Genomic DNA, 21,150 nt, shown 5'->3' on the forward strand with positions numbered 1-21,150 from the left:
GATGACCCTTACCCGCACCGACCTGCCGGTCGAGGCGCAGGACCGGGCGGTGGTGGACCAGCTCCTCGCCGCTGCCCGCTCCGGCACAGCCTACCGCGTCACCGGCGACGCTGCCGCCATGCGCGCCGCGACCGAGCGTTTCCTGTCCCTGCCGATCATCGCCCCCGCCAATGAGAGCGTCACGGTCACCCCCGCCACCTTGGCCGGGCTGTCCGGCGAGTGGCTGACGCCAGCCGGGGTGTCTCGGGACGCCGTCCTCATCTTCCTGCATGGCGGCGGCTATGTTCGGGGCAACCTCGCACTTGGACGCTCGAACGCCAGCGAGATCGCCGCGCAGACCGGATGCCGCGTCTTCGCCCCCGCCTATCGGCAAGGCCCCGAAGATCCGTTCCCCGCCGCCTATGACGACACCATCGCCTTGGCCCGCGCGCTGGCCGAGGCACCTGCCCCCTATGCGCTGATCGGCGAGTCTGCGGGTGGTGGCTTGTCGATCGCGGCGGCGATGGGGCTGCGGGACGACGGCGCCCGCCCCCCGTTCGCGGTCAGCGGCATCAGCCCGTTTCTGGACCTGACCCTGACCGGCGAGAGCTGGGACTTCAACGCAGACAACGACATGGCCACACGCGAGATGGGCGAAGACATGATCGCTCTCTACATGCAAACCGCGGATCGGCGCGACTGGCGGGCGTCCCCCCTGTTCGGCGACCCCGCCGGTCTTCCGCCCCTGCATCTGTCACTGGGCAGCCACGAGGGGCTCTACTCGGAAGCGCTCGCCTTGGCCGAGGCCGCCGACCGCGCCGGGGTTGCCGTGACGCTCGATGTGTTGGAGGGGATGCCGCATGGGTTCTCCAAATACCGCCTGAGCGCCGCGAGAACGGCGATTGCCCGCCTGTCGAACTGGCTGATCCTGCAATTGGAGAACGCCGATGGCTGAGACACGACGCGATAGCACCGACCTTGCCACGGGCGCCTTGCTGTGCGTGCTGGGGTTGGGCGTCGGGATCTATGCCGGCACGCATTACCGCCTCGGGACACCGGCGGCGATGGGGCCGGGCTTCTTCCCGGCGGTACTGGGCGGCGCATTGACCCTCTTGGGCCTCGGCATCGCGCTAGCGGCGTGGCGTCGGACGGCCGAGAGCCCCTTCCCCCGTCCCAAGCTGCGCGCGCTGATCGCCATCGCCTCCGCGGTGCTGGCTTTCGCGCTGGCAATCCGGCCCCTTGGCTTCGTCCCCGCCTCGTTCCTGCTGGTGGTGATCGCCGCACAGGCGGACCCCTCGACCCGCCCGGTCACGGCGGTGCTTTTGGCGGTGGCGCTGACCGGGCTGGCTTGGGTGATCTTCATCGCCGGGCTGGGCATGCCGCTGCCCGCCTTCAACCTCTGAGGCCGCGATGGACCTGCTGACTTCCTTTGCCGATCACCTGTCGCTGGGTCTGGGCACGGCCCTGTTGCCTGCGAACCTGCTCTATTGCTTCGCCGGGGTCTTCCTTGGCACGCTGGTCGGCGTGCTGCCGGGGCTGGGCGCGCTGATCACCATCTCATTGCTTCTGCCCTTCACCTATCACCTGCCCGTGGACGGCGCGCTGATCATGCTGGCCGGGGTCTATTTCGGCGCGGATTTCGGCGGCGGCACCTGCTCGATCCTGCTGGGCGTGCCGGGGCACCCCGCGGCGGCGGTGGATGTGCTGGACGGCTACCCGATGGCCAAGAAGGGCCGCGGCGGCGTGGCGCTGTTCACCAAGGCCGTGGCCTCGGGCTGGGGATCGAGCTTCGGCATCTTGCTGCTGATGCTCTTCGCCCCCCTGCTGGCCGCCTTTGCCCGCCAGTTCAGCCCGGTCGAATACACCGCGCTGATGGCGCTTGGGTTGATGGCCGCCGCCACCGTGGGCCGGGGGTCACTGCTCAAGGGGCTGGCGGCGATGGTGATCGGGTTGATGATCGCCACCGTCGGCACGGATGTGAACACGGGCTTCCAGCGCTTCACCTTCGGGCTGCCGAACCTGTCCGACGGGATCAGCCTGATCGCGCTGGCCATGGGCCTGTTTGCTGTCACCGAAGTGATCCTCAGCGCCGGGCAGAAGAGCGTGAGTCCGGTGCGGGGGTCGCTGAAGTTGCGGGACCAGCTGCCCACGAAGGCCGAATGGCGCCGCGCCTGGCCGGCGATGCTGCGCGGCTCGGGTCTTGGTGCGGTGTTCGGCGCCCTGCCCGGCACCAGCGGCGGCATGGCGACCTTCCTGTCCTACGCCATCGAGAAGAAGGTCTCGAAAACGCCCGAGGAGTTCGGTGAGGGCGCGATTGAGGGCCTCGCCGCCCCCGAGGCCTGCAACAACGCCGGCATCGGCACGGCGATGATCCCCTCGCTGACCTTGGGCATTCCGGGCGACGCGGTGATGGCGCTGCTTCTGGCGGCGATGATGCTGCACGGCATCCAGCCCGGCCCCTTGGTGATGGTCCTGCAACCCGAGCTGTTCTGGGGCCTGATCGTAAGCTTCTGGATCGGCACGGCGTTCCTGTTGATCCTCAACATCCCGCTGATCGGCCTGTGGGTGCGGCTCTTGCGCATCCCCTACCCGATGCTGTTCCCCGGCATCGTTCTGTTCACCTGTATCGGCGTCTACTCGACCGCGCATGCGACCTTCGATCTGTACCTTGTTCTGATCTTCGGTCTGGTCGGCTATGCGCTGCACCTGCTGCGGATCGACGTGGTGCCCCTTGTTCTGGGCGTGATCCTCGGCCAGCCGTTCGAGGAAAACCTGCGCCGCTCGCTGCTGCTGTCGGACGGGGATTTCAGTGTGTTCCTGACCCGCCCGATCAGCCTCGCGGCCTTGACGGTGGTTGCCGCCCTAGGCGTGGCAGCGATCTGGCGGCAATGGCGGCCGGCTCAGCCCCTCGCGCGGGCTGAGCGGTAGCCGAGGTCCGCAGACAGCCGCCGGGTGAAATCCAGCGTGGCCCGCACCGCCGGGCCGTCGCAGCCAAGATCGATCTGCTGCGTCGGCCCGATCACCGTCACCGCAAGCTTCATCGTGCCGGTATAGTCGCAAACCGGCGCCGCCACGGCCGAGACGCCGGGGATCGGCAGATCGGTGGTGGTTTCCCAGCCGCGCTCGCGGATCTGCGCGACCTGGGTACGATAGGCCGCCTCGTCGAAGGCAAAGCGCGGATCGGTCGAGGCCTGCTCGGCCAGTTCGGCGCGGATCTGCGGCTCGGTCATGGCCTCGGGCAGATAGGCCACGAACAGCCGCCCCGTCGCGGTCGAGGTCAGGGCGAAACCGCCGCCCGCCCGCACGTTGGCATGGATGCGGGCGATGGTCTCGCGCACATGCACAATCGTCGCGCCATGCGGCCCCCAGACGCTGAGGGCGACCATCAGATGCGTCTCCTCGGCCAGCTGGTCGATGCGCAGGATGGCTTCGTGATAGGCATCTTGCGCACGCAGACGGGCCAGCCCCACCTCCAGCGCGAAGGGCCCGAGGCCATAGAGGCCCGAGCCCGTCTGTTCCACCATGCGCATGGCGCGCAGGCTCACGAGATAGGGATGCAGCTGCGCCGGTGCGACCTCGACGGCCTCGGCCAGATCGCGCAGCTTCATCGGCCCGCCGGCCTCGGCCATGGCCTGCAGGATGGCGCCCGCCGTCTCAAGCGAGCGGATGCCACGCTGGGCCTTGGCCGGTTTCTCGATGCCGTTCTCGTCGTTTCCGTCCACGCCGCGCCCTCGTCTCAAGCCGTGCCCCCTCCCCCGTTAGCCGCTTGGCGCGCGTCCGGCAATCCGCCTGAGCGGCGTTTGAGGTCGAGCGAGATCACCAAGCCCAAGGTGGTCACGGCAACACCCGCCCATTGCACCCCGTTGGGCCATTGGCCCGTCAGCGGGATCGCCAGCAGCACCGCGGTCGACGGCACGAGGGCCGAGAACAGCGCTGCGCGGCCCCCACCCAGCCGCAGAACGACCGCGGCGAAGATCACGAAGGCGAGGCATCCGCCGACGACGCCCTGATAGAAGAATTGTTGTGCCCACAGGCCCGGCGCCATTTGCGGCCAGCCCCAGACCCACAGATAGACCGGCAGGTAGGTCAGGCTCGCCAAGGCGGCGATGGCAGCCGTCGTCTCGATCGCCGGTAGCTTCCAGCGGCCCATGATGAAGACGTAGATCCCCCAGAGCGAGCCCGAGGTCACGAAGAACAGATCCCCCGCCAGCACCGATCCGCCCGAATGCCGGGGGGCCGGTGCGTCCGAGGCGATGATCAACAGCCCGACAATCAGCACCGTGATACCGATCCGCCGGTTCCAGCTGAGGCGCTGGCCGCTGGCCCAACGGTCCAAGAGGTTCGCCACCAGCATCGACATCCCCGGCCCGATCACCACCGCATGCGACAGGGGCGCGCGCTGGAAGCCCTCGTTGAACGCCAGCGCAAACAACGGCCCGATCAGCAGCGCCAGCACCGCCACCTTACGAAGGGGCGGCAGGCGGTGGCGGGCGAAGACCAGCAGCGGCGCCATCAACAGCGCCGCGCCGCCATAGCGCAGGAGGGTCAGGTCGGCGGGCCGGAAGCCGCTCTGCTGCCCGATCTCGGCGCCGACATTGTAGACCCCCCAGCTGAGCGCCGCGAGGAACCCCAGCGCGACGCCCTGCGTGGTGCGGTCAGTCATTGCCGCCGGCCATGTGCCGCGCGGCGATGTAGCCGAAGGTGATCGCCGGCCCCAGCGTGATGCCGCCGCCGGGGTAATTCCCCCCCATGATCGAGGCCGCATCGTTGCCGACCGAATAGAGCCCCTCCAGTGGGCGGCCCTCCTCGTCCAGCACCTGCGCATTGCCGTTGGTCTTCAGCCCCGCGAAGGTGCCGAGGTCGCCGACATAGAGGCGCACGGCATAGAACGGCCCGTCCTTGATCGGCGCGAGGCAAGGGTTTGGCGTGTTCTCGGGATCGCCCAGCGAGCGGTTGTAGCTGGTCGTGCCCTTGCCGAAGGCCGGATCCTCGCCCCGGGGCGCGTGGCGGTTGAACTCGGCCACCGTCGCTTCCAGCTGCTCGCCATCGGCACCGAACTGGGCGGCGAGTTCCTTCAGCGTGTTGCCGCGCAGCAGATAGCCGTTCTGGATCAGCGCCTTGTAGGGCACCGGCGCGGGTTTCGCATAGCCCAGCCCGTATTTGCGGAAGGCCCGGTGGTCGGTGATGAACCACGCCGCCGGCTCGGCCCCCTCGCCCGCTTCCTCGCGGTTGCGCGCGACCATGGCCTGACAGAAATCGTGATAGGACTGCGCCTCGTTCACGAAGCGGCGGCCCGAGCGCGTGACGGCGATCACCCCGGGTTTCGAGCGGTCGACGAAATGCGGGAAGGTGCCCAGCGTGCCATCCGCCTTCACCGGGCGCGAGATCGGCACCCAGGCGGCGGCATGGGGCAGCGAGGTATCGACCACCGCGCCGACGGCCTCGCCCATGCGCAGCCCGTCGCCGGTATTGCCCGGAGGGGCGGGCGTCACATGCTCATAGCCGGTCGGCGCATGAGGCATTAGCGCCTTGCGCCGGGCCATGTCCTGCGGGAAGCCGCCGGCAGCCAGCACCACGCCCTTCTTGACGATGACCTCGACCGGGCCGTCACGCCGGTCGATCCGCGCGCCGATCACGCGGCCTGCGTCGTCGCGCAGAAGTTCGCGCACCGGGGCATGGGTCCAGATCGGCACGCCCTTGTCGAAGGCCGATTTCGCCAGCCGCCCGGCCAGCGCATTGCCGTTCATCAGGCGCATGGGCCGGCCATGGAACGCCATGTCGCGGAGGAACTTGAGGAACAGCTTGCCGACGTAGAAGGCCGAGACCGGCGAGCGCAGCACGTTGAAGAAATGCAGCAATTCCTTGCCCGAGCCGATCATCATGCCGAGGAAGGTGATCTCCTGCAAAGGCGGGCGCAGCCGCTTGATCTCTGGCCCCAGTTCCCGCCCGTCGAAGGGCCGTGCAACGATCGAACGCCCGCCGTCCATGCCGCCCGGCGCGTCCGGGTGGTAATCGGCGAAGAACGGCCCGAGGTCGAATTGCAGCGATGTGTTGTCCTCGAAGAACTTCACCGCCTTGGGGCCGGCCTCGAGGAAGCTGTCGACGCGCTCGGCATCGAAATGTTCGCCCGCTTCGTGCTGCAGATAGATCCGCGCCTTCTCGGCATTGTCGTCGATTCCGGCGCGCAGCTCCGGCCCGTTGCCGGGGATCCACATCCAGCCGCCCGAGCGCGCGGTGGTGCCGCCGAACACCGGCTCCTTCTCCACCACCAGCACCTTGAGGCGACGATGCGCGGCTGCGACGGCGCTGGACAGACCGCCTGCGCCCGATCCGACGACCAGGACATCAACTTCTTGTCGTTCCATGATATTCTTCCCTATCACGCGTCTTCGTCAGGCGGCCAGATAGCCGCCGTCGACGGGCAACAGCGCGCCCGTCATGTAGCTCGAGGCCTCGGAGGCGAGGAACAGCACGGGGCCGACCAACTCCTCGGGCCGACCGGGGCGGCGCAGCGGCGTATGGGCCATGAAGCGGCCGATGGCGTCCGGATCGGCGCGGGTCACCTCGGTCATCGGCGTCTCGATCACGCCCGGCGCGATGGCGTTGACCCGGATGCCGTCGGGCGCAAGGTCATGCGCCAGCACTTTGGTCAGCTGCAGCACGGCCCCTTTCGACGCGGCATAGGCCGCAAGCCCCGGCCCTGCCGTCACCGACATGATCGAACCGAGGTTGATGATCCGGCCCTGCGTCCGACGCAGTTGCGGCAGGAAGGCGCGGATCATCTGCATCGTGCCGGTCGCATTGACCCGCAGGACCGCGTCCCAATCCTGCGCGAAGGTCTCGGCATCCGGCAGCGTGCGGCGGATGATGCCGGCGTTGTTGACCAGAATGGCGGCCGCGCCCAACCGCGCGGCCACCTCGGCGGCGACGGCGGCACAGCCTGCGCTGTCCGTCACATCGAGCTTGAGCCCGATCGCCTCTCCCCCCGATTCGGTGATCTCGGCGGCCAGCGCGGCCACCTGTTCGCCCTGCAGATCGCAGCAGGCGACCTTGGCCCCGGCCTTTGCCAACCCCAGCGCAATCGCACGTCCGTTGCCCTGCGCAGCCCCCGTGACCACGGCCACGGCGCCCATGACTCCTTGCATCGGAACCTCCCTCAATTCCCGTCGCGGCCCGTCCCCGGCGCCGCCTCCTTTTTTCGTCTGGCACAAAATTTGTCTGTTGCAAATAGATTTGTTGATGACTAACAAAATGGGAGGCGCCGATGGATCTTTTGGCGCTCAAGGGGAGGCGCCGCAGCCTGCGGCATGCCATTTGGGAGGAAATATGATGAGCAACTTCAACAAGTTGCGCGCCATGACCGCGCTTGCGCTGGTGTTGGGCGCCACGGGTGCCGCACAGGCGCAGACCTTTGACCTGCAAAGCGTTTTCGGCCTCAACGTGCCCTCGATCGGCCCGAGCCCGCAGCTTTGGGCCGACCGCGTGAACGAGATGACGGACGGCGCGGTGACCATCAACGTGCATGGCGCGGGCGATTTCGTCCCCGGCTTCGAGGTCTTCGGCGCCGTCAGCTCGGGCGCGTTGCAGATGGGCTTCGACTGGATCGGCTACTGGGCGCAGCAGATCCCGGTCGCGAACCTCGTGGGCTCGATGCCCTTCGGCCCCTCGCCCGACGTGGCGCTCGGCTGGATGTTCGAGGGCGGCGGTCTGGAGATCATCCAGCGCGCCTATGACCCGTTCAACGTCAAGGTCCTGCCCTGCCATCTGGTCGGCGCGGAAGCCGGCGGCTGGTTCAACCGCGAGATCAACTCGGTCGAGGACCTGCAGGGCCTGAACATGCGGATCGCCGGCCTCGGCGGCATGGCGATGGCGCGTCTTGGGGCCAACACCCAGCTGGTGCCCGCGGGCGAGATCTTCCTCAGCCTCGAAACCGGGCGCATCGACGCGGCCGAATTCTCGGCGCCGCAGCTTGACGTGGGCTTCGGCTTCCAGCGCGTGACCGACTATTACTACTTCCCGGGCTGGCACCAGCCGTCGAGCTGGGACAGCATCATCATCAACATGGATGTCTGGAACAGCTTCGACGAGCGCACGCAGAGCATCATGACCGAGGCCTGCCAGGCGAACATCGCCTTCAACCTCGGTGACCAGATCAACAGCCAAGCGGCGGCGATTGCCGAGATCCGCGAAGCCGGCACCGATGTGCGCCGCTTCCCGGACGAGGTGCTGCTGGCCCTGCGCGAAGCCTCGGACGCGGTGCTGGACGAACAGGCGGCGCAGGACCCGATCTTCGCCGAGGCGCTGGAATCGCTGCGCAGCTACATGGACAGCGTCGGCGAGTGGAGCGCCCTGCAGGCCCTTCCCGCCCGCTGAGTTCCATGATCTGAAGACCCGACCGGGAGGCGGCCTGCCCGCCTTCCGGTATCCTGCAAGGCCTGGGAGGGGACCATGCCGACAATCCTGAAACGCGTGATGGCGTGGCTGTGCCTGCCGGGTGCCTGGGTGAGCTGGCTCACTCTGCCGCTGATCGCCACGATCCTTTTGTCGATCCTCTGGGCCAAGATGGGAATGAACACCCTGATCGGCTGGGAGGGACAAGTGCCGGTTCTTGGCCGGGCGCTGACGGTGAACAGCCTGTTCGACATCCAATGGTACATCTTCGCCCTGCTGGTGCTGTTCGGCGGGGTCTGGGCCCTGCGCGATGACCGCCATGTCTCGGTCGATTTCCTGTCGTTGATGATGAGCCCGCGCCAACGGCTCTGGGTGCGGATGATCGGCGATCTGATCTTCCTGTTGCCCTTCTGCGGCATAATCGCCTGGTATGGCTGGAGCTTCACCGAAGTGGCCTTCCGCACCGCCGAGGGCTCGACCCAGGGCGGGCTTAACGCGCGCTGGCTGATCAAGGCCATGCTGCCCCTTTCCTTCGCGCTTCTGGGCCTTCTGGGCCTGATCCGGGCCATCGGCACCGCGATCCAGCTGACCCGCGGCGATCTGACCGAGGACATCCAATGATCGACCACCTCGGCCCCGAACTCATGCTCCTCGGCCTCATCGCCGGGATCTTCTCGGGCTATCCCGTCGCCTTCGTGCTGGCCGGGATCGGCATCCTGTTTGCCGTGGCGAACGGCATCCCGATGCTGTTCCTGTCGATGGGCGTGCAGCGGATCTATTCCGGCACGCTGACCAACTGGCTGCTGGTCGCGATCCCGCTTTTCGTTTTCATGGGCCTGATGCTGGAACGCTCGGGCATCGCGGAACGGCTGATGCGCTCGCTCGCGTCCCTGTTCCAGCGCACGCCCGGCGGCTATGCCTTCTCGGTGATGATCATCGGGGTGATCATGGCGGCCTCGACCGGCATCATCGGCGCCTCAGTGGTGATGATGGGCATGATGTCCCTGCCCGCGATGCGCGAGGCGAAATATGACATGCAGCTGGCGTCTGGCCTCATTGCCTCATCCGGAACGCTGGGGATCCTGCTGCCGCCGTCGATCATGCTGATCATCCTCGGCGACCAGCTGCGCGTCTCCGTGGGCGACCTGTTCATGGCCGCGATCGTGCCGGGTCTGGTGCTGTCGGGGCTCTATTTCCTCTATCTCGGCGCCGTGGCGTTCCTCCAGCCGCACCGCGTCCCGGCCCCTGAGGTGATCGAGCGTCGCAGCCTGCGTGAGACCGCGTGGTCCCTGATCCGCGACCTGCTGGCGCCGATGCTGCTGATCCTTTCGGTTCTGGGCACGATCATTGCCGGCATCGCCACGCCGACCGAAAGCGCCGCCATCGGCGCGACCGGCGCGCTGATCCTCGCCATCCTGTCGCGCAAGCTGACGATGACGGCCCTGCGCGGCGCGTTGCATGAAACGACCAAGACCACGGCGATGATCGTCTTCGTGATGATCGGCGCCTCGATCTTCTCGGTCGTGTTCCGGCGGCTGGGCGGGGATGCGATGATCCTCGATCTGTTCAACATCCACGAGACCAGCCCCTATACCGTGCTGTTCATCATCATGGCGCTGGTGTTCCTGCTGGGCTTCTTCCTCGATTGGGTGGAGATCACTGCCGTTGTGGTGCCGATCGTCGCCCCCATCGTCGCACAGCTGGACTTCGGCCTGCCGGGGGATCAGGTGATGATCTGGTTCGCCATCGCGCTGGCGGTGAACTTGCAGACCTCGTTCCTGACGCCACCCTTCGGCTATGCGTTGTTCTATCTACGCGGCATCGCGCCGGACTTGCCGATCCGGACCATCTATCGCGGGGTCATTCCCTTCGTGCTGATCCAGATCACCGCGCTGTTGTTGGTGATCTTCCTCCCCGCCGTTGCGCTGTGGCTCCCCGTGACCCTGCGCTGAGACTGACAAGACTGGAGTACACCATGGCCAAGGCCTTCGCGTCGCAAGGCGACATGACCGAGAAGAAGACGTCCTTCACCCAAGTCGGCGAGGGGCTCTATGCCTTCACCGCCGAGGGCGATCCGAACACCGGTGTGATCATCGGCGACGACAGCGTGATGATCGTCGAGGCGCAGGCGACGCCCCGTCTGGCGCGCAAGGTGATGGAATGCGTCCGTTCGGTCACCGACAAGCCGATCTCGCACCTCGTGCTGACCCATTATCACGCCGTCCGCGTTCTGGGCGCCTCGGCCTATGGCGCACGCGAGATCATCATGTCCGACACCGCCCGCGCGATGGTGGTGGAACGTGGGCAGGAGGACTGGGACAGCGAGTTCGGCCGCTTCCCCCGCCTGTTCCAGGGGCACGAGGAAATCCCCGGCCTGACTTGGCCGACCACCACTTTCAGCGATTCCATGACCGTCTATCTCGGCAACCGCCGCGTCGACATCATGCATCTGGGCCGCGCGCACACGGCCGGGGACGCGGTGGTCTGGGTGCCGGATCAAGAGGTCATGTTCACCGGCGACATCGTCGAATACCACTCGGCCTGCTATTGCGGCGACGGGCATTTCTCGGATTGGGAAGACACGCTCGCCAACATCGCGGCCTTCGAGCCCAAGGCCATCGCGCCCGGTCGCGGCGACGCGCTGGTCGGCGAGGACATGGTCGCCGCCGCCATCGAGAACACCGCCGACTTCGTCCGCTCGACCTACAAGCCGGTGGCGCGGGTCGTGGCCCGTGGCGGAACGCTGAAAGAGGCCTGGGACGCCGTCCGCGCGGAATGCGATCCGAAGTTCAAGGATTACGCGATCTACGAGCATTGCCTGCCGTTCAACGTAGGCCGCGCCTATGACGAGGCCCGCGGTATCGACACCCCCCGCATCTGGACCGCCGAGCGCGATCAACAGATGTGGGCCGATCTGCAGGGCTGAGGCCCCTTCCCTTCTGCCGGAAAAACCGAAACGCCCGCCAATCTTGGCGGGCGTTTTTCGCAAGACTTCGAAATCGTCAGGCCGACATCGCGGTATCGGTCTGCAGGATGCCCCGCAACGTGTGCCGCAACGCATCGGGGTCGAAAGGTTTTTGCACCAAAGGCACATCGCGGAACGCGCGCGGCAGATGCTCGCGCCCATAGCCCGAGACGAAGCAGAACGGGATGCCCCGTTTGGCCAGAAGCTCGGCCACGCTGACGACGCTCTCGCCGTTCAGGTTCCCGTCCAGCACCGCGACATCCGCGGCCACTTCGCCCGCCACCCGCAAGGCGTCCGGCAAGGTCCGGGCGACGGCGACGATTTCAGCGCCGGCTTCCTCGATTTCGCACGACAGATCCAACACCACCAAGGGTTCGTCCTCGATCAGCAAGACACGCCGGCCCGCCAGATCGTCCTCACCGGGTACAGAGTTCGCAGCCATAGGTACCACCTCCGTTGTGGGCGCCCGGAGCGCGGTTACGCCCGATGGGAGCCGGATTGTCCAGATAACACCGCCCGGTTGCCAATCGGCCTGCGCCATGCCGGGCTCGGACCCGCCGGTGCTTTCGATCAGCGTCGTGCCGAACCCCGTTCGCGCCGGGGCGGCCACGGCAGGCCCGCCCGTCTCGCGCCATGTCAGGACCAGCCCGGCCCCTTCGACCCGCCAGTCCAGCCAGACCTCGCCGCCCGGCACCGAGAGCGCGCCGTATTTCTGCGCGTTTGTGCCCAGCTCGTGCAGGGTCAGCGCGAGGCGCAGCATGTTCTCGGGGCTGATCTCGACCGCCGGACCCGCGCGGTGCAGGCGCTGGCAATCCAAGGTGCCGGCCTTGACCTGATCCTCGATCAAACGCTCCAGCGGCGCCGAGGCCCAGGTGGCATCCGACAGGATCGAATGCGCACGGGCCAAGGCTTGCAGACGACCCGAGAAGCCCTTGTCGAACTCCGGTAGCGTCGCGGATTGGCGCAGGGTCTGGCGCGCGATGGCCTGCACATTGGCGAGGGTGTTCTTGATCCGGTGGTTCAGCTCACCGATCAGCAGCGAGCGCGTGTTCTCGGCCTGCCGACGCTCGGTGACATCTTGCCCCTGCACCGCCAGCGACTGCCGCCCGCCATTGAGGACCGAGCCATAAAGCTCGACATCGACGCTGCGACCGTCGGCGGCCATGGCCTCGGTTTCCAGCGTATGGCGCGGCGGGGCCTCGGCCAGCGGGGTCGCCAGCCAGCCGCGCAGGGTCGCCACGGCCTCGGGTGTAAGCCAGCCGGCCTGATCGGGACGATGCCCCACCATCTGCGAGGCCGGACGGCCAAAGATCCGCTCGGCGCCCTTGGACCAGTTGCGGATCACCAGATCGCCGTCCAGTTCCACCATCCCCAATGGCGAATTGTCGGCATGGGCCTTCAGTTGCGCCAAGGCCTGATCGCGATGGGCGGCCATGGCGCGCATCTCGTCGCGCTGGCGGGCCAAATCGCGTGCCTGCTGGCCGATGCGGAAAAACACCTCGGCCTTGGATTTCAGGATCACCGGATCGATGGGCTTGAAGATGAAATCGACCGCCCCGGCCTCGTAGCCGCGAAACCGGCGGGTGTCGTCCTGCTCGGAGGCGGTGACGAAGATAATCGGCAGGCGGCGCGTCCGTTCGGCCCCGCGCATGAGTTCGGCCAGCTCATAGCCGTCGATCTTAGGCATATGCACATCAAGCAGCGCCAAGGCATAATCGTGGACCAGCATCAACTCCAACGCCTCGGCGGCCGAGCCAGCGCGGTGCACCTCCAGCCCGTCGCGTCGGAGCAGGGCCTCCAGCGCCATCAGGTTCTCGGGCTTGTCGTCGACGATCAGGAAGCGGATCGGGTCATCGGCCATGCGTAACCTCGCTCAGGGCAGTGCGACGCCAGATCCTCTGGCCCTCGTCGAAGGGCTGGAAGGCGCTGGCGTGGTCGGAGAAGCGCAGGGTCTCATGGGCGCCAAGGCCCAGGAAACCGCCCCGTGCCAGGCTTTCGCGGAACAGGCCGACGGCCCGGTCCTGCAAGGCGCCGTCGAAATAGATCAGCACGTTGCGGCACGACACGAGATGCACTTCGGAAAACACCTGGTCTGACGCCAGGTTGTGCTCGGTAAAGACGGTCCGGGTGCGCAGGGCCCGGTCGAAGACGGCGCGACCATAGCCGGCGGTGTAATAGTCGGACAGGGACGCCCGGCCGCCCGCCGCCTGATAGTTCCGAGTGAAGGCGCCCATGCGGTCGATGTCATAGACCCCGGCCTCGGCCTTGGCCAAGGCGCGACGGTTGATCTCGGTCGCGTAGAACAGGGTGCGGTCAAACAGGCCTTCTTCTTTGAACAGGATGGCCAGCGAATAAAGCTCCTCGCCGTCCGCACAGCCGGCCACCCAGACCTTGAGCGAAGGGAAGGTCTTCAGATGCGGGATCACGTCGCGGCGGATCGCGGCATAATAGCTGGGGTCACGGTAGAGTTCGCTCACCTGCACCGTCATCGCATCGATGATATCGGGCAGCAGATCCGGCTCGTGCAGCAGCCGGCGCTGCAGATCCGAGATCGTCGCGCAGTTCAGACGTTCGCAGGCCAGCTCAGCCCGGCGTTGCAGAGACGAGGCAGAATAGGACCGGAAATCATAGTGATAGCGCCGATACAGCGCCTCGAGGAAGAGCTGAAGCTCCACCGTTTCAAGGCTTTGCGTCTGGACGGGAGAGACACTCATCGCGGCATCCACACCCGGGCCAGCGACAGCAGCTTGTCGACATCGATCGGCTTGGCGAGGTAGTCGTTCGCGCCGGCTTCGATGCAGTCGTTCTGATCCCCGGCCATGGCCTTGGCGGTCAGCATGATGATCGGCAACGACTTCCAGCGGTCGATCTTGCGGATCTCACGCGTGGCGGTCAGACCGTCCATCTCGGGCATCATCACGTCCATCAGCACAAGGTCCACCTTGGGCTGCGCGCCATCGGCGATGCGGCCCAGCGTGTCCAAGGCCTCGCGCCCGTTGCGGGCGATCTGCACCGTCGCGCCATGCGGTTCGAAGATGCCGGTCAGGGCATAGACGTTGCGGATGTCGTCCTCGACCACGAGGATCCGGCGGCCTTCCAGCAGCGCATCGCGGTTGAGCGACGCGGCCAGCATCTTGCGCTGCTTGTCGGGCAGGTCCGAAACCACCTGATGCAGGAACAGCGTCACCTCGTCGATCAGACGTTCGGGCGATTTCGCGCCCTTGATGATGATCGACTTCGAGTAGCGGCGCAGCCGCTGTTCCTCGGCCTCGGACAGCGATCGGGCGGTATAGATGATGACCGGCGGGAACCCTGCCCCCTCGTCGCTGTCGAGCGTCTCCAGCACGTCGAAGCCCGAGGCATCCGGCAACGTCATGTCCAGCACGATGCAGTCGAAACGGCCCTTGCGATACTCGGCCACCGCTTCGGCAGCCGAGGCCGCGCCGACGGTTTCCACCTCGTCCGAGCCCAGAAGCGATTGCAGGCCGTCCAGCTGAACGGGATCATCCTCGACGATCAGGACGCGGCGCATGCGCTGTTCCAGCCGGGCTTCCAGCTGCTGGAAGGCTTGCGCCAAATCCTCGCGCTGGACGGGCTTCATCATGTAGCTGATCGCCCCCTGCGCCAGCGCCTCGCGGGTGTAATCCTCGGCCGAGACCATGTGCACGGGGATGTGGCGCGTGCTGACATCGCGCTTGAGCTGATCCAGCACCGTGAGCCCCGAATGGTCCGGCAGGCCTACGTCCAGCACCACGGCATGCGGCGTATAGTGGCGGGCGGCGCGGATCGCGTCCTCGGCCCGCGACACGCAGACCGAGCGGAAGCCCAGCTCGCGCGCCAACTCGGACAGGATCTGCGCGAAGGCCGCGTCGTCCTCGACCACCAGCATCACGCGGTCACCGGGCTGGATGCTGTCCCGGTCGTCGACCACACCGTCCAGGGCCGGCGCCAACGGGCCACCGGCGACCGCCAGCGACGGGGCCTCGGCCGGACGGGCGGCGGTGGGGACGCGCGGCGCCTCGGTCGGTGCGGGTTGGTCCTCCATCCGGCGCGGCAGGGTGACCGCGAAGGTCGAGCCCTTGCCCGGCTCGCTCTCCAAGGTGATCTCGCCGCCCAAAAGATCCGCCAATTCGCGCGAGATCGACAGACCCAGCCCGGTCCCGCCATAACGGCGCGAGATTGTGCCGTCGGCTTGGCGGAAGGCCTCGAACACCGCGTCCTGCTGGGTCTGGTCGATGCCGATACCCGTGTCGCGTACGGCGAATTTCACGCTGTCCGCCGTGCCCGAGACCTTGAGCGTGACGCTGCCCTTCTCGGTGAATTTCAGCGCGTTGGACAGGAAGTTGCGCAGGATCTGCTCCAGCCGCGTCACGTCAGTGTCGAGGACGCCGGCGCTTTTCGCGACCTCCGCCTTCAGCGCCAACCCCTTGGCCCGCGCCTGCGCCTCGAAGCCGCGCACCAGTTTGCGGGCGACGACCTGCGGGTCGGTCTCGGCCGTTTCCAGATTCAGCTTGCCGCTTTCGATCTTCGACAGATCAAGGATGTCGTTGATCAGCGCCAGCAGGTCCTGCCCCGAGCTTTCGATGGTCGAGGCCCAGCGGATCTGCTCGTCGGTCATCGTCTGCGCGCGGTTCTCGGCCAGCAGGCGCGACATGATCAGCAGGGCGTTCAACGGCGTGCGCAGCTCATGCGACATGTTCGCGACGAATTCGGATTTGTACTGGCTCTCGCGCGCCAGCGTATCGGATTGTTCTTCCAGCTGACGACGCGAGCGGGCCAGCGCATCGCGCTGCTCCTCCAGCTGCTGCGTCTGGCTCTCCAGCTGGGTGTTCTGCTCTTCCAGCTCGGCCTGCTGCTCTTCCAGCTTGCGCTGGCTTTCCAACAGGGCCTGCGTCTGTTCCTCCAGCTCGGTGTTGGTCGAGGTCAGCTCATCCGCCTGATTGCGGAGCTCTTCGGCCTGACGCTGGGTTTCCTCCAGAAGCTCCGCCGCGCGCTGGCGGTACTGGGCCGAGCGCAGGGCGATCGCCACCTTCTCGCCCACTCGCTCCATCAGCAGACGGGCCGCCGGGGTCAGCGAATGGTCGAAGCCGATCTCGATCACACCGTTCACGTGCCCGCCCTCGGACAAGGGCACCAGGGCGCTGGAGGCGACCTTGCCGCTCATCAGGCCCGAGGCCCATTTCAGCGTCGTGTTGTGCCCGGCGATGACCTCCAGCACGTCCTTTTCGCGGATCGCCCGGCCGATGTGACCCTCGTCCGCCGGCATCTCACGCGGCAGGGCGCTGGTGTCGGCACCCCAAGCGCCGATCCGGGTCAGGCCCTGCGGCTGGCGCAGGTAGAAGACCGCAGCCTTGGCGCCGGTGTGATTGCCCAGAACCTCCAGCGTTTGCTGGGCCAGACGCTCGGGCGACAGCTCCCCTTGGACCGAGCGGGCGATGGCCACTTGGCCCTGCTGCACCCAATTGGCGTCGTTCACGGCATGCCGGCCAAGGATGAAATAGCGCCCGGCGACGGCCACCCCGGACAGCATGAGACTGGCCATGATCCGGTTCACCGCGGCCACGGAAGGCTCCAGCCCGTCGGCGCTGTAGAAGAAGCCGATGGTCACCGCCGTCAGCACCGCCGCCGCCGCAACGAGGGGCAGCGCCGGGTTGTTGGCCTGCCACATCAGGCCGATGGGCACGAAATACAGGATCCAGAAAGTGAAGCCGAGGGGGGACACCATGTCGACGGTGAAGACGGCAACAACCCCGACCAAGGCCAGGGCTATCAGGACAAATTCATTGGCGGACTTCACGGTGTCTCCAGTTTCCCAACCACCCGCGCTGCGCGTTGTCCCCTTGTCTCAGCAAGGGCGAAGGTGTCCGACAAATCAGACGTTGGTGCGCCGCGCGCGCGAGCCTTGCGGGATTAAGTCTTCGAACCGCGTTCTGGTTCCGCCCGGATCGACAAAAAAGTGACATTTCTGGCGATGGCGGGTTCCGCCCCCTGCCCGCGCGGGAAAATTCCCCAAGAAAGCAACGCCCAAGGGAACCTCACGCGCCGTTGAGACGTTTTTATCCTGAAGGTACGGGCGGTCGGCGTCCGTCGAAAATCGGAGGCTGAACTATGCTCTCGTGGATCCTGATCCTGCTCGTCGTCGCGGCCATTGCGGCGCTTCTCGGCTTCGGCCGTATTTCGGGCGTGGCCCTGACCGGTGCGAAGGTGCTGATCGTCGTGGCGCTGGTGCTGTTCCTGCTGATGCTGCTTGGCGTCTTTGCCATCGCCTGACCCTGCCGCTGCGGGCCCGCACCCATGATGCCGGCCCTCAGCGGAGATCAGCGCAGGCCGAATTCGGCCAAGGCCTCGGCCAGCTCGGGCGGCAGTTCATCGTCGCCCGCGCGATACGCCGGAAGATCCCGCGGCGCCTCTTCCGGTTTGAGATAGCGCCAGCCCTGAAACGGGCGGCGCGGCGCCGGTTCCGTTCGGATCAACTCGGGCTCGAAGATCATCGCACAGCGTTGAATGCCGTCCTGCCCCTCGACCGGGTCGAACCGCAGGATTCGTTGCCGCGCAAGGATCACCCCCTTGATCACCCAGTAGATCGAGCCGCCGTCCAGCACCTCGTCCGCCCGCTTGGGCCACATCCGCGTGACATGCCGCGGCAACCCGTCCGGACGGGTCAACCGATGCTGGTCTTGCCAGCCCTGAAGGTCGTCCACGGATTCCGTGCCGACACTAAGTTTTAGGATGTGCAGGGTCATGGCCCCCATATGTGGTTGGCTAGACGCAAAAGGCAAGAGGTCGAAACAGGCAGTTTCTCGCTCTCGCGGCGTTGACCCTCCGGGCGGTCGGGACTATGTTTCGCACCTTCCATCCATGACCGACCCTTGCCCTCAGGACCCCTTCCATGAGCCGTTTCGCTGCCCCCATCGCCGAGCAGATCTGGGACATGAAATACCGTCTAAAGGACGGCGACGGGAAACCGCTCGATACGAATCTGGAGGACAGCTGGCGCCGTGTCGCTCGTGACCTCGCCCGCGTTGAAAAAGAGCCCACGGTCTGGGAAGACCGATTCTATACCGCGCTGGAAGACTTCCGCTTCCTGCCCGCCGGCCGCATCCTTGCCGGCGCCGGCACCGGCCGTACCGTCACCCTGTTCAACTGCTTTGTCATGGGCACGATCCCCGACAGCATGGGCGGCATCTTCGACATGCTGAAGGAAGCCGCGCTGACCATGCAGCAGGGCGGCGGCATCGGCTATGACTTCTCGACCATCCGCCCCAAGGGCGCGCCGGTCGCGGGCGTGGCCGCCGATGCCTCGGGTCCGCTGTCGTTCATGGATGTCTGGGACGCGATGTGCCGCACCATCATGTCCGCCGGCTCGCGCCGCGGGGCGATGATGGCAACGATGCGTTGCGACCACCCGGATGTGGAGCAGTTCATCGAGGCCAAGCAGGATTCGGCCCGTCTGCGCATGTTCAACCTCTCGGTTCTGGTCACCGACCCGTTCATGGAAGCGGTCAAGGCCGACGGCCCGTGGGATCTGGTCTACAATGGCCGCGTGTTCCGCACCGTGCAGGCGCGCGATCTGTGGAACAAGATCATGCGCGCGACTTATGATTTCGCCGAGCCGGGCGTGATCTTCATCGACCGCATCAACAAGGCCAACAACCTCAACTACGTCGAGACCATTGCCGCCACCAACCCCTGCGGCGAGCAGCCCCTGCCCCCCTATGGCGCCTGCCTCCTCGGCTCGATCAACCTCGCCCGTCTGGTCCGCGCGCCCTATGACGCGGATGCCGGCATCGACGAGGCCGAGCTGGACGAACTGGTCCGCACCGCTGTGCGCATGATGGACAATGTCGTCGACGCCTCGCGCTTCCCGCTGGAGCAGCAGGCACAGGAGGCCGCAGCCAAGCGCCGGATCGGTCTCGGCGTAACCGGCCTTGCCGATGCGCTGTTGATGATGGGCCTGCGCTATGGCTCGGACGAGGCGGTCGCCCAGACCGAGGCCTGGATGAAAGCCATTGCCCGTGCGTCCTATCTGGCCTCGGTCGATCTGGCGAAGGAAAAAGGCGCCTTCCCGCTGTTCGATGCCGAGAAATACCTCGCCTCGGGCAACATGATGCAGATGGATGACGATGTGCGCGAGGCGATCCGCACCCACGGCATCCGCAACGCCTTGCTGACCTCGATCGCGCCAACCGGCACGATCAGCCTCTATGCCGGCAATGTCTCCTCGGGGATCGAGCCCGTCTTCGCCTATGCCTACAAGCGCAAGGTCCTGCAAAAGGACGGCTCGCGCACCGAGGAAGAGGTCGTCGACTACGCCGTCAGCCTCTGGCGCGAGAAATTCGGTGACAAGGAATTGCCGGAGCATTTCGTCTCGGCCCAGACGCTGGCGCCGATGGACCATGTGAAAATGCAGGCGGCGGCGCAGAAATGGATCGACAGCTCCATTTCCAAGACCATCAACTGCCCGGAAGACATCAGCTTCGAGGGTTTCAAGGACGTCTACATGGCGGCCTGGGACATGGGCTGCAAAGGCTGCACCACCTACCGTCCGAACGCGGTCACCGGCTCGGTCCTGACCGTGAGCGAAAGCTTGGACGCCGCGCCGCAACCGGCGGAAACGGGTGGCGAGGTGATCTACCTGTCGGAGCCGCTGGATCGTCCCGAGGCGCTGGAAGGCTCGACCTACAAGCTGAAATGGCCGGTGAGCGAGCATGCGATCTACATCACCGTCAACGACATCGTCGTCGGTGGCCATCGGCGTCCGTTCGAAGTGTTTATCAACTCGAAGAACATGGAGCATTACGCCTGGACCGTGGCGCTGACGCGGATGATCTCGGCGGTGTTCCGGCGCGGGGGCGACATCTCCTTCGTCGTCGAGGAGCTGAAGGCCGTGTTCGACCCGCGCGGCGGCGCCTGGATGCAGGGCAAATACGTCCCGTCGATCCTCGCTGCGATCGGCGGCGTGATCGAGGAGCACCTCGTGGCCATCGGCTTCATCGAGGGCGCGGGTCTTGGGCTGAAGTCCGACCCCAAGGCCGGCGCAGCGGTCGCGGTGGCCGGTGGCGCAAAGCCCAAGTCCTGCCCGAGCTGCGGCGCCTATGAACTGGTGATGATCGAGGGCTGCATGACCTGCCGCGCCTGTGGTCATTCGAAATGCGGCTGAGGCGTTGACAGGCAAAGTTATTGTATTGTCACCACCAATTAGTGGCAATCGGCGGGCTTCAAATGTCAATTTGCCAAGCGAATAAGGTCAATCGGGCGCATGCGACCGATTCTTCATTTGTCCGCCCTTTTTTGCGTGAATGAGGCTTCGACCTCGTCCAGAGGGACTTAGGCACCGTGAATGGCCGACAAAAGCGGCCTTTGACCACGTCGCTGTTTGGTTACGGAGGGTGATTGGCGCCCGCGGCCCGATCGCGCGAAAGGATCCGGGCTCAGGCCCCGCGTTTCTCGCTGGGACCGGATCATCGCCTGCTTCAAGGAGCGGGTTGAAGTCGCCGCGCGACAGAGGCGCTTGGGCCGAGATGCGGCGTTCACGCAAAAAAGGGCGGCTTGCGCCGCCCTTTTTCAAGGAACCTTTCATTCTCATGGGATGATCGACGATGGGACACCCCAGCGTCACTTCTATCGAAGGCTTGGACAGCGCCTGACATTGGATAACGGTTCGTGCTACACCGGCCCCGTCCTTTTCCGGCTGGCCAACCGCTGCGAACAGTTCGTGTGCAACGCCTACCTATTCCCCAGGATGCGCACTGAACTCTGAAGAAGGTCAACACCGCAGTCTCACATTTGGAATGCCCATGCAGAGATCGCCCACT

Annotated in this window: 17 protein-coding genes; 9 read left to right on the forward strand and 8 right to left on the reverse strand. The window is 66.2% G+C overall.

All coding sequences use genetic code 11. The features are described from left to right. The first annotated feature begins 1 nt into the window (after nt 1). The 3 genes from BCY78_RS07625 to BCY78_RS07635 are packed head-to-tail and all read left to right on the forward strand — an operon-like array spanning nt 2 to nt 2,907. Nucleotides 2–934, forward strand: coding sequence for an alpha/beta hydrolase fold domain-containing protein (locus BCY78_RS07625; RefSeq protein ID WP_068300042.1), 933 nt, complete (start codon nt 2–4; stop codon nt 932–934). Continuing rightward, nucleotides 927–1,382: a tripartite tricarboxylate transporter TctB family protein gene (locus BCY78_RS07630; RefSeq protein WP_068300044.1), complete on the forward strand. Its 456-nt coding sequence runs from the start codon at nt 927–929 to the stop codon at nt 1,380–1,382. Before BCY78_RS07625 ends, BCY78_RS07630 begins: the two co-directional genes overlap by 8 nt. A gap of 7 nt (nt 1,383–1,389) precedes the next feature. Further along, a complete protein-coding gene (locus BCY78_RS07635; protein ID WP_068300045.1) occupies nt 1,390–2,907 on the forward strand; it encodes a tripartite tricarboxylate transporter permease in 1,518 nt (505 codons plus the stop codon). Here BCY78_RS07635 and BCY78_RS07640 read toward each other — a convergent pair. From BCY78_RS07640 to BCY78_RS07655, 4 genes are read right to left on the reverse strand one after another with little or no spacing between them, the layout of a single operon-like run. After that, entirely contained in the window at nt 2,880–3,701 is an 822-nt protein-coding gene (locus BCY78_RS07640) for an IclR family transcriptional regulator (protein WP_083194889.1), read from the reverse strand. The genes BCY78_RS07635 and BCY78_RS07640 overlap by 28 nt on opposite strands. A 14-nt stretch (nt 3,702–3,715) precedes the next feature. Further along, on the reverse strand, nt 3,716–4,642 hold the full coding sequence (locus BCY78_RS07645; protein ID WP_068300048.1) for a DMT family transporter: 927 nt from the start codon (nt 4,640–4,642) through the stop codon (nt 3,716–3,718). Continuing rightward, entirely contained in the window at nt 4,635–6,344 is a 1,710-nt protein-coding gene (locus tag BCY78_RS07650; RefSeq protein ID WP_068300050.1) for an FAD-dependent oxidoreductase, read from the reverse strand. The genes BCY78_RS07645 and BCY78_RS07650 overlap by 8 nt, the downstream gene beginning before the upstream one ends. 27 nt (nt 6,345–6,371) lie before the next feature. Further along, nucleotides 6,372–7,124, reverse strand: coding sequence for an SDR family NAD(P)-dependent oxidoreductase (locus BCY78_RS07655; protein ID WP_068300052.1), 753 nt, complete (start codon nt 7,122–7,124; stop codon nt 6,372–6,374). Between the two features lie 184 nt (nt 7,125–7,308). On the opposite strand from BCY78_RS07655, the gene BCY78_RS07660 reads away from it, so the two are divergent. From BCY78_RS07660 to BCY78_RS07675, 4 genes are all read left to right on the forward strand, one after another. Next, entirely contained in the window at nt 7,309–8,352 is a 1,044-nt protein-coding gene (locus BCY78_RS07660; protein ID WP_233499365.1) for a TRAP transporter substrate-binding protein, read from the forward strand. Between the two features lie 75 nt (nt 8,353–8,427). Further along, the gene (locus BCY78_RS07665; RefSeq protein WP_068300054.1) at nt 8,428–8,991 is read left to right on the forward strand and encodes a TRAP transporter small permease subunit; all 564 of its coding nucleotides are present in this window, start codon (nt 8,428–8,430) and stop codon (nt 8,989–8,991) included. Beyond that, nucleotides 8,988–10,322 (forward strand): TRAP transporter large permease subunit, encoded by a 1,335-nt coding sequence (locus BCY78_RS07670; protein WP_068300056.1) that lies wholly within the window; start codon nt 8,988–8,990, stop codon nt 10,320–10,322. Before BCY78_RS07665 ends, BCY78_RS07670 begins: the two co-directional genes overlap by 4 nt. Nucleotides 10,323–10,345: 23 nt before the next feature. Continuing rightward, the gene (locus BCY78_RS07675) at nt 10,346–11,296 is read left to right on the forward strand and encodes an MBL fold metallo-hydrolase (RefSeq protein ID WP_068300058.1); all 951 of its coding nucleotides are present in this window, start codon (nt 10,346–10,348) and stop codon (nt 11,294–11,296) included. A 76-nt stretch (nt 11,297–11,372) separates the two neighbouring features. On the opposite strand, the gene BCY78_RS07680 is transcribed toward BCY78_RS07675, so the two are convergent. The 3 genes from BCY78_RS07680 to BCY78_RS07690 are packed head-to-tail and all read right to left on the reverse strand — an operon-like array spanning nt 11,373 to nt 17,132. Continuing rightward, nucleotides 11,373–13,196, reverse strand: a complete 1,824-nt coding sequence (locus BCY78_RS07680) for a response regulator (protein ID WP_068300060.1) — start codon at nt 13,194–13,196, stop codon at nt 11,373–11,375. Beyond that, complete coding sequence (locus BCY78_RS07685; protein ID WP_068300062.1) at nt 13,186–14,049, reverse strand: protein-glutamate O-methyltransferase CheR; 864 nt, start codon at nt 14,047–14,049, stop codon at nt 13,186–13,188. The genes BCY78_RS07680 and BCY78_RS07685 overlap by 11 nt, the downstream gene beginning before the upstream one ends. Further along, nucleotides 14,046–17,132 (reverse strand): response regulator, encoded by a 3,087-nt coding sequence (locus BCY78_RS07690; protein ID WP_068300064.1) that lies wholly within the window; start codon nt 17,130–17,132, stop codon nt 14,046–14,048. The genes BCY78_RS07685 and BCY78_RS07690 overlap by 4 nt, the downstream gene beginning before the upstream one ends. A gap of 311 nt (nt 17,133–17,443) precedes the next feature. Here BCY78_RS07690 and BCY78_RS07695 point away from each other — a divergent pair, with 311 nt between their 5' ends. Continuing rightward, entirely contained in the window at nt 17,444–17,605 is a 162-nt protein-coding gene (locus BCY78_RS07695; protein WP_068300065.1) for a DUF1328 family protein, read from the forward strand. Between the two features lie 47 nt (nt 17,606–17,652). Here BCY78_RS07695 and BCY78_RS07700 read toward each other — a convergent pair whose 3' ends face one another. Further along, complete coding sequence (locus BCY78_RS07700) at nt 17,653–18,078, reverse strand: DUF1489 family protein (protein ID WP_068300067.1); 426 nt, start codon at nt 18,076–18,078, stop codon at nt 17,653–17,655. A 146-nt stretch (nt 18,079–18,224) separates the two neighbouring features. On the opposite strand from BCY78_RS07700, the gene BCY78_RS07705 reads away from it, so the two are divergent. Then, nucleotides 18,225–20,495: an adenosylcobalamin-dependent ribonucleoside-diphosphate reductase gene (locus tag BCY78_RS07705; RefSeq protein WP_068300069.1), complete on the forward strand. Its 2,271-nt coding sequence runs from the start codon at nt 18,225–18,227 to the stop codon at nt 20,493–20,495. The last annotated feature ends 655 nt before the right edge of the window (nt 20,496–21,150 follow it).

Source organism: Pararhodobacter sp. CCB-MM2, assembly GCF_001691415.1.
In the GTDB taxonomy this organism is placed as follows: Bacteria; Pseudomonadota; Alphaproteobacteria; order Rhodobacterales; family Rhodobacteraceae; genus Pararhodobacter.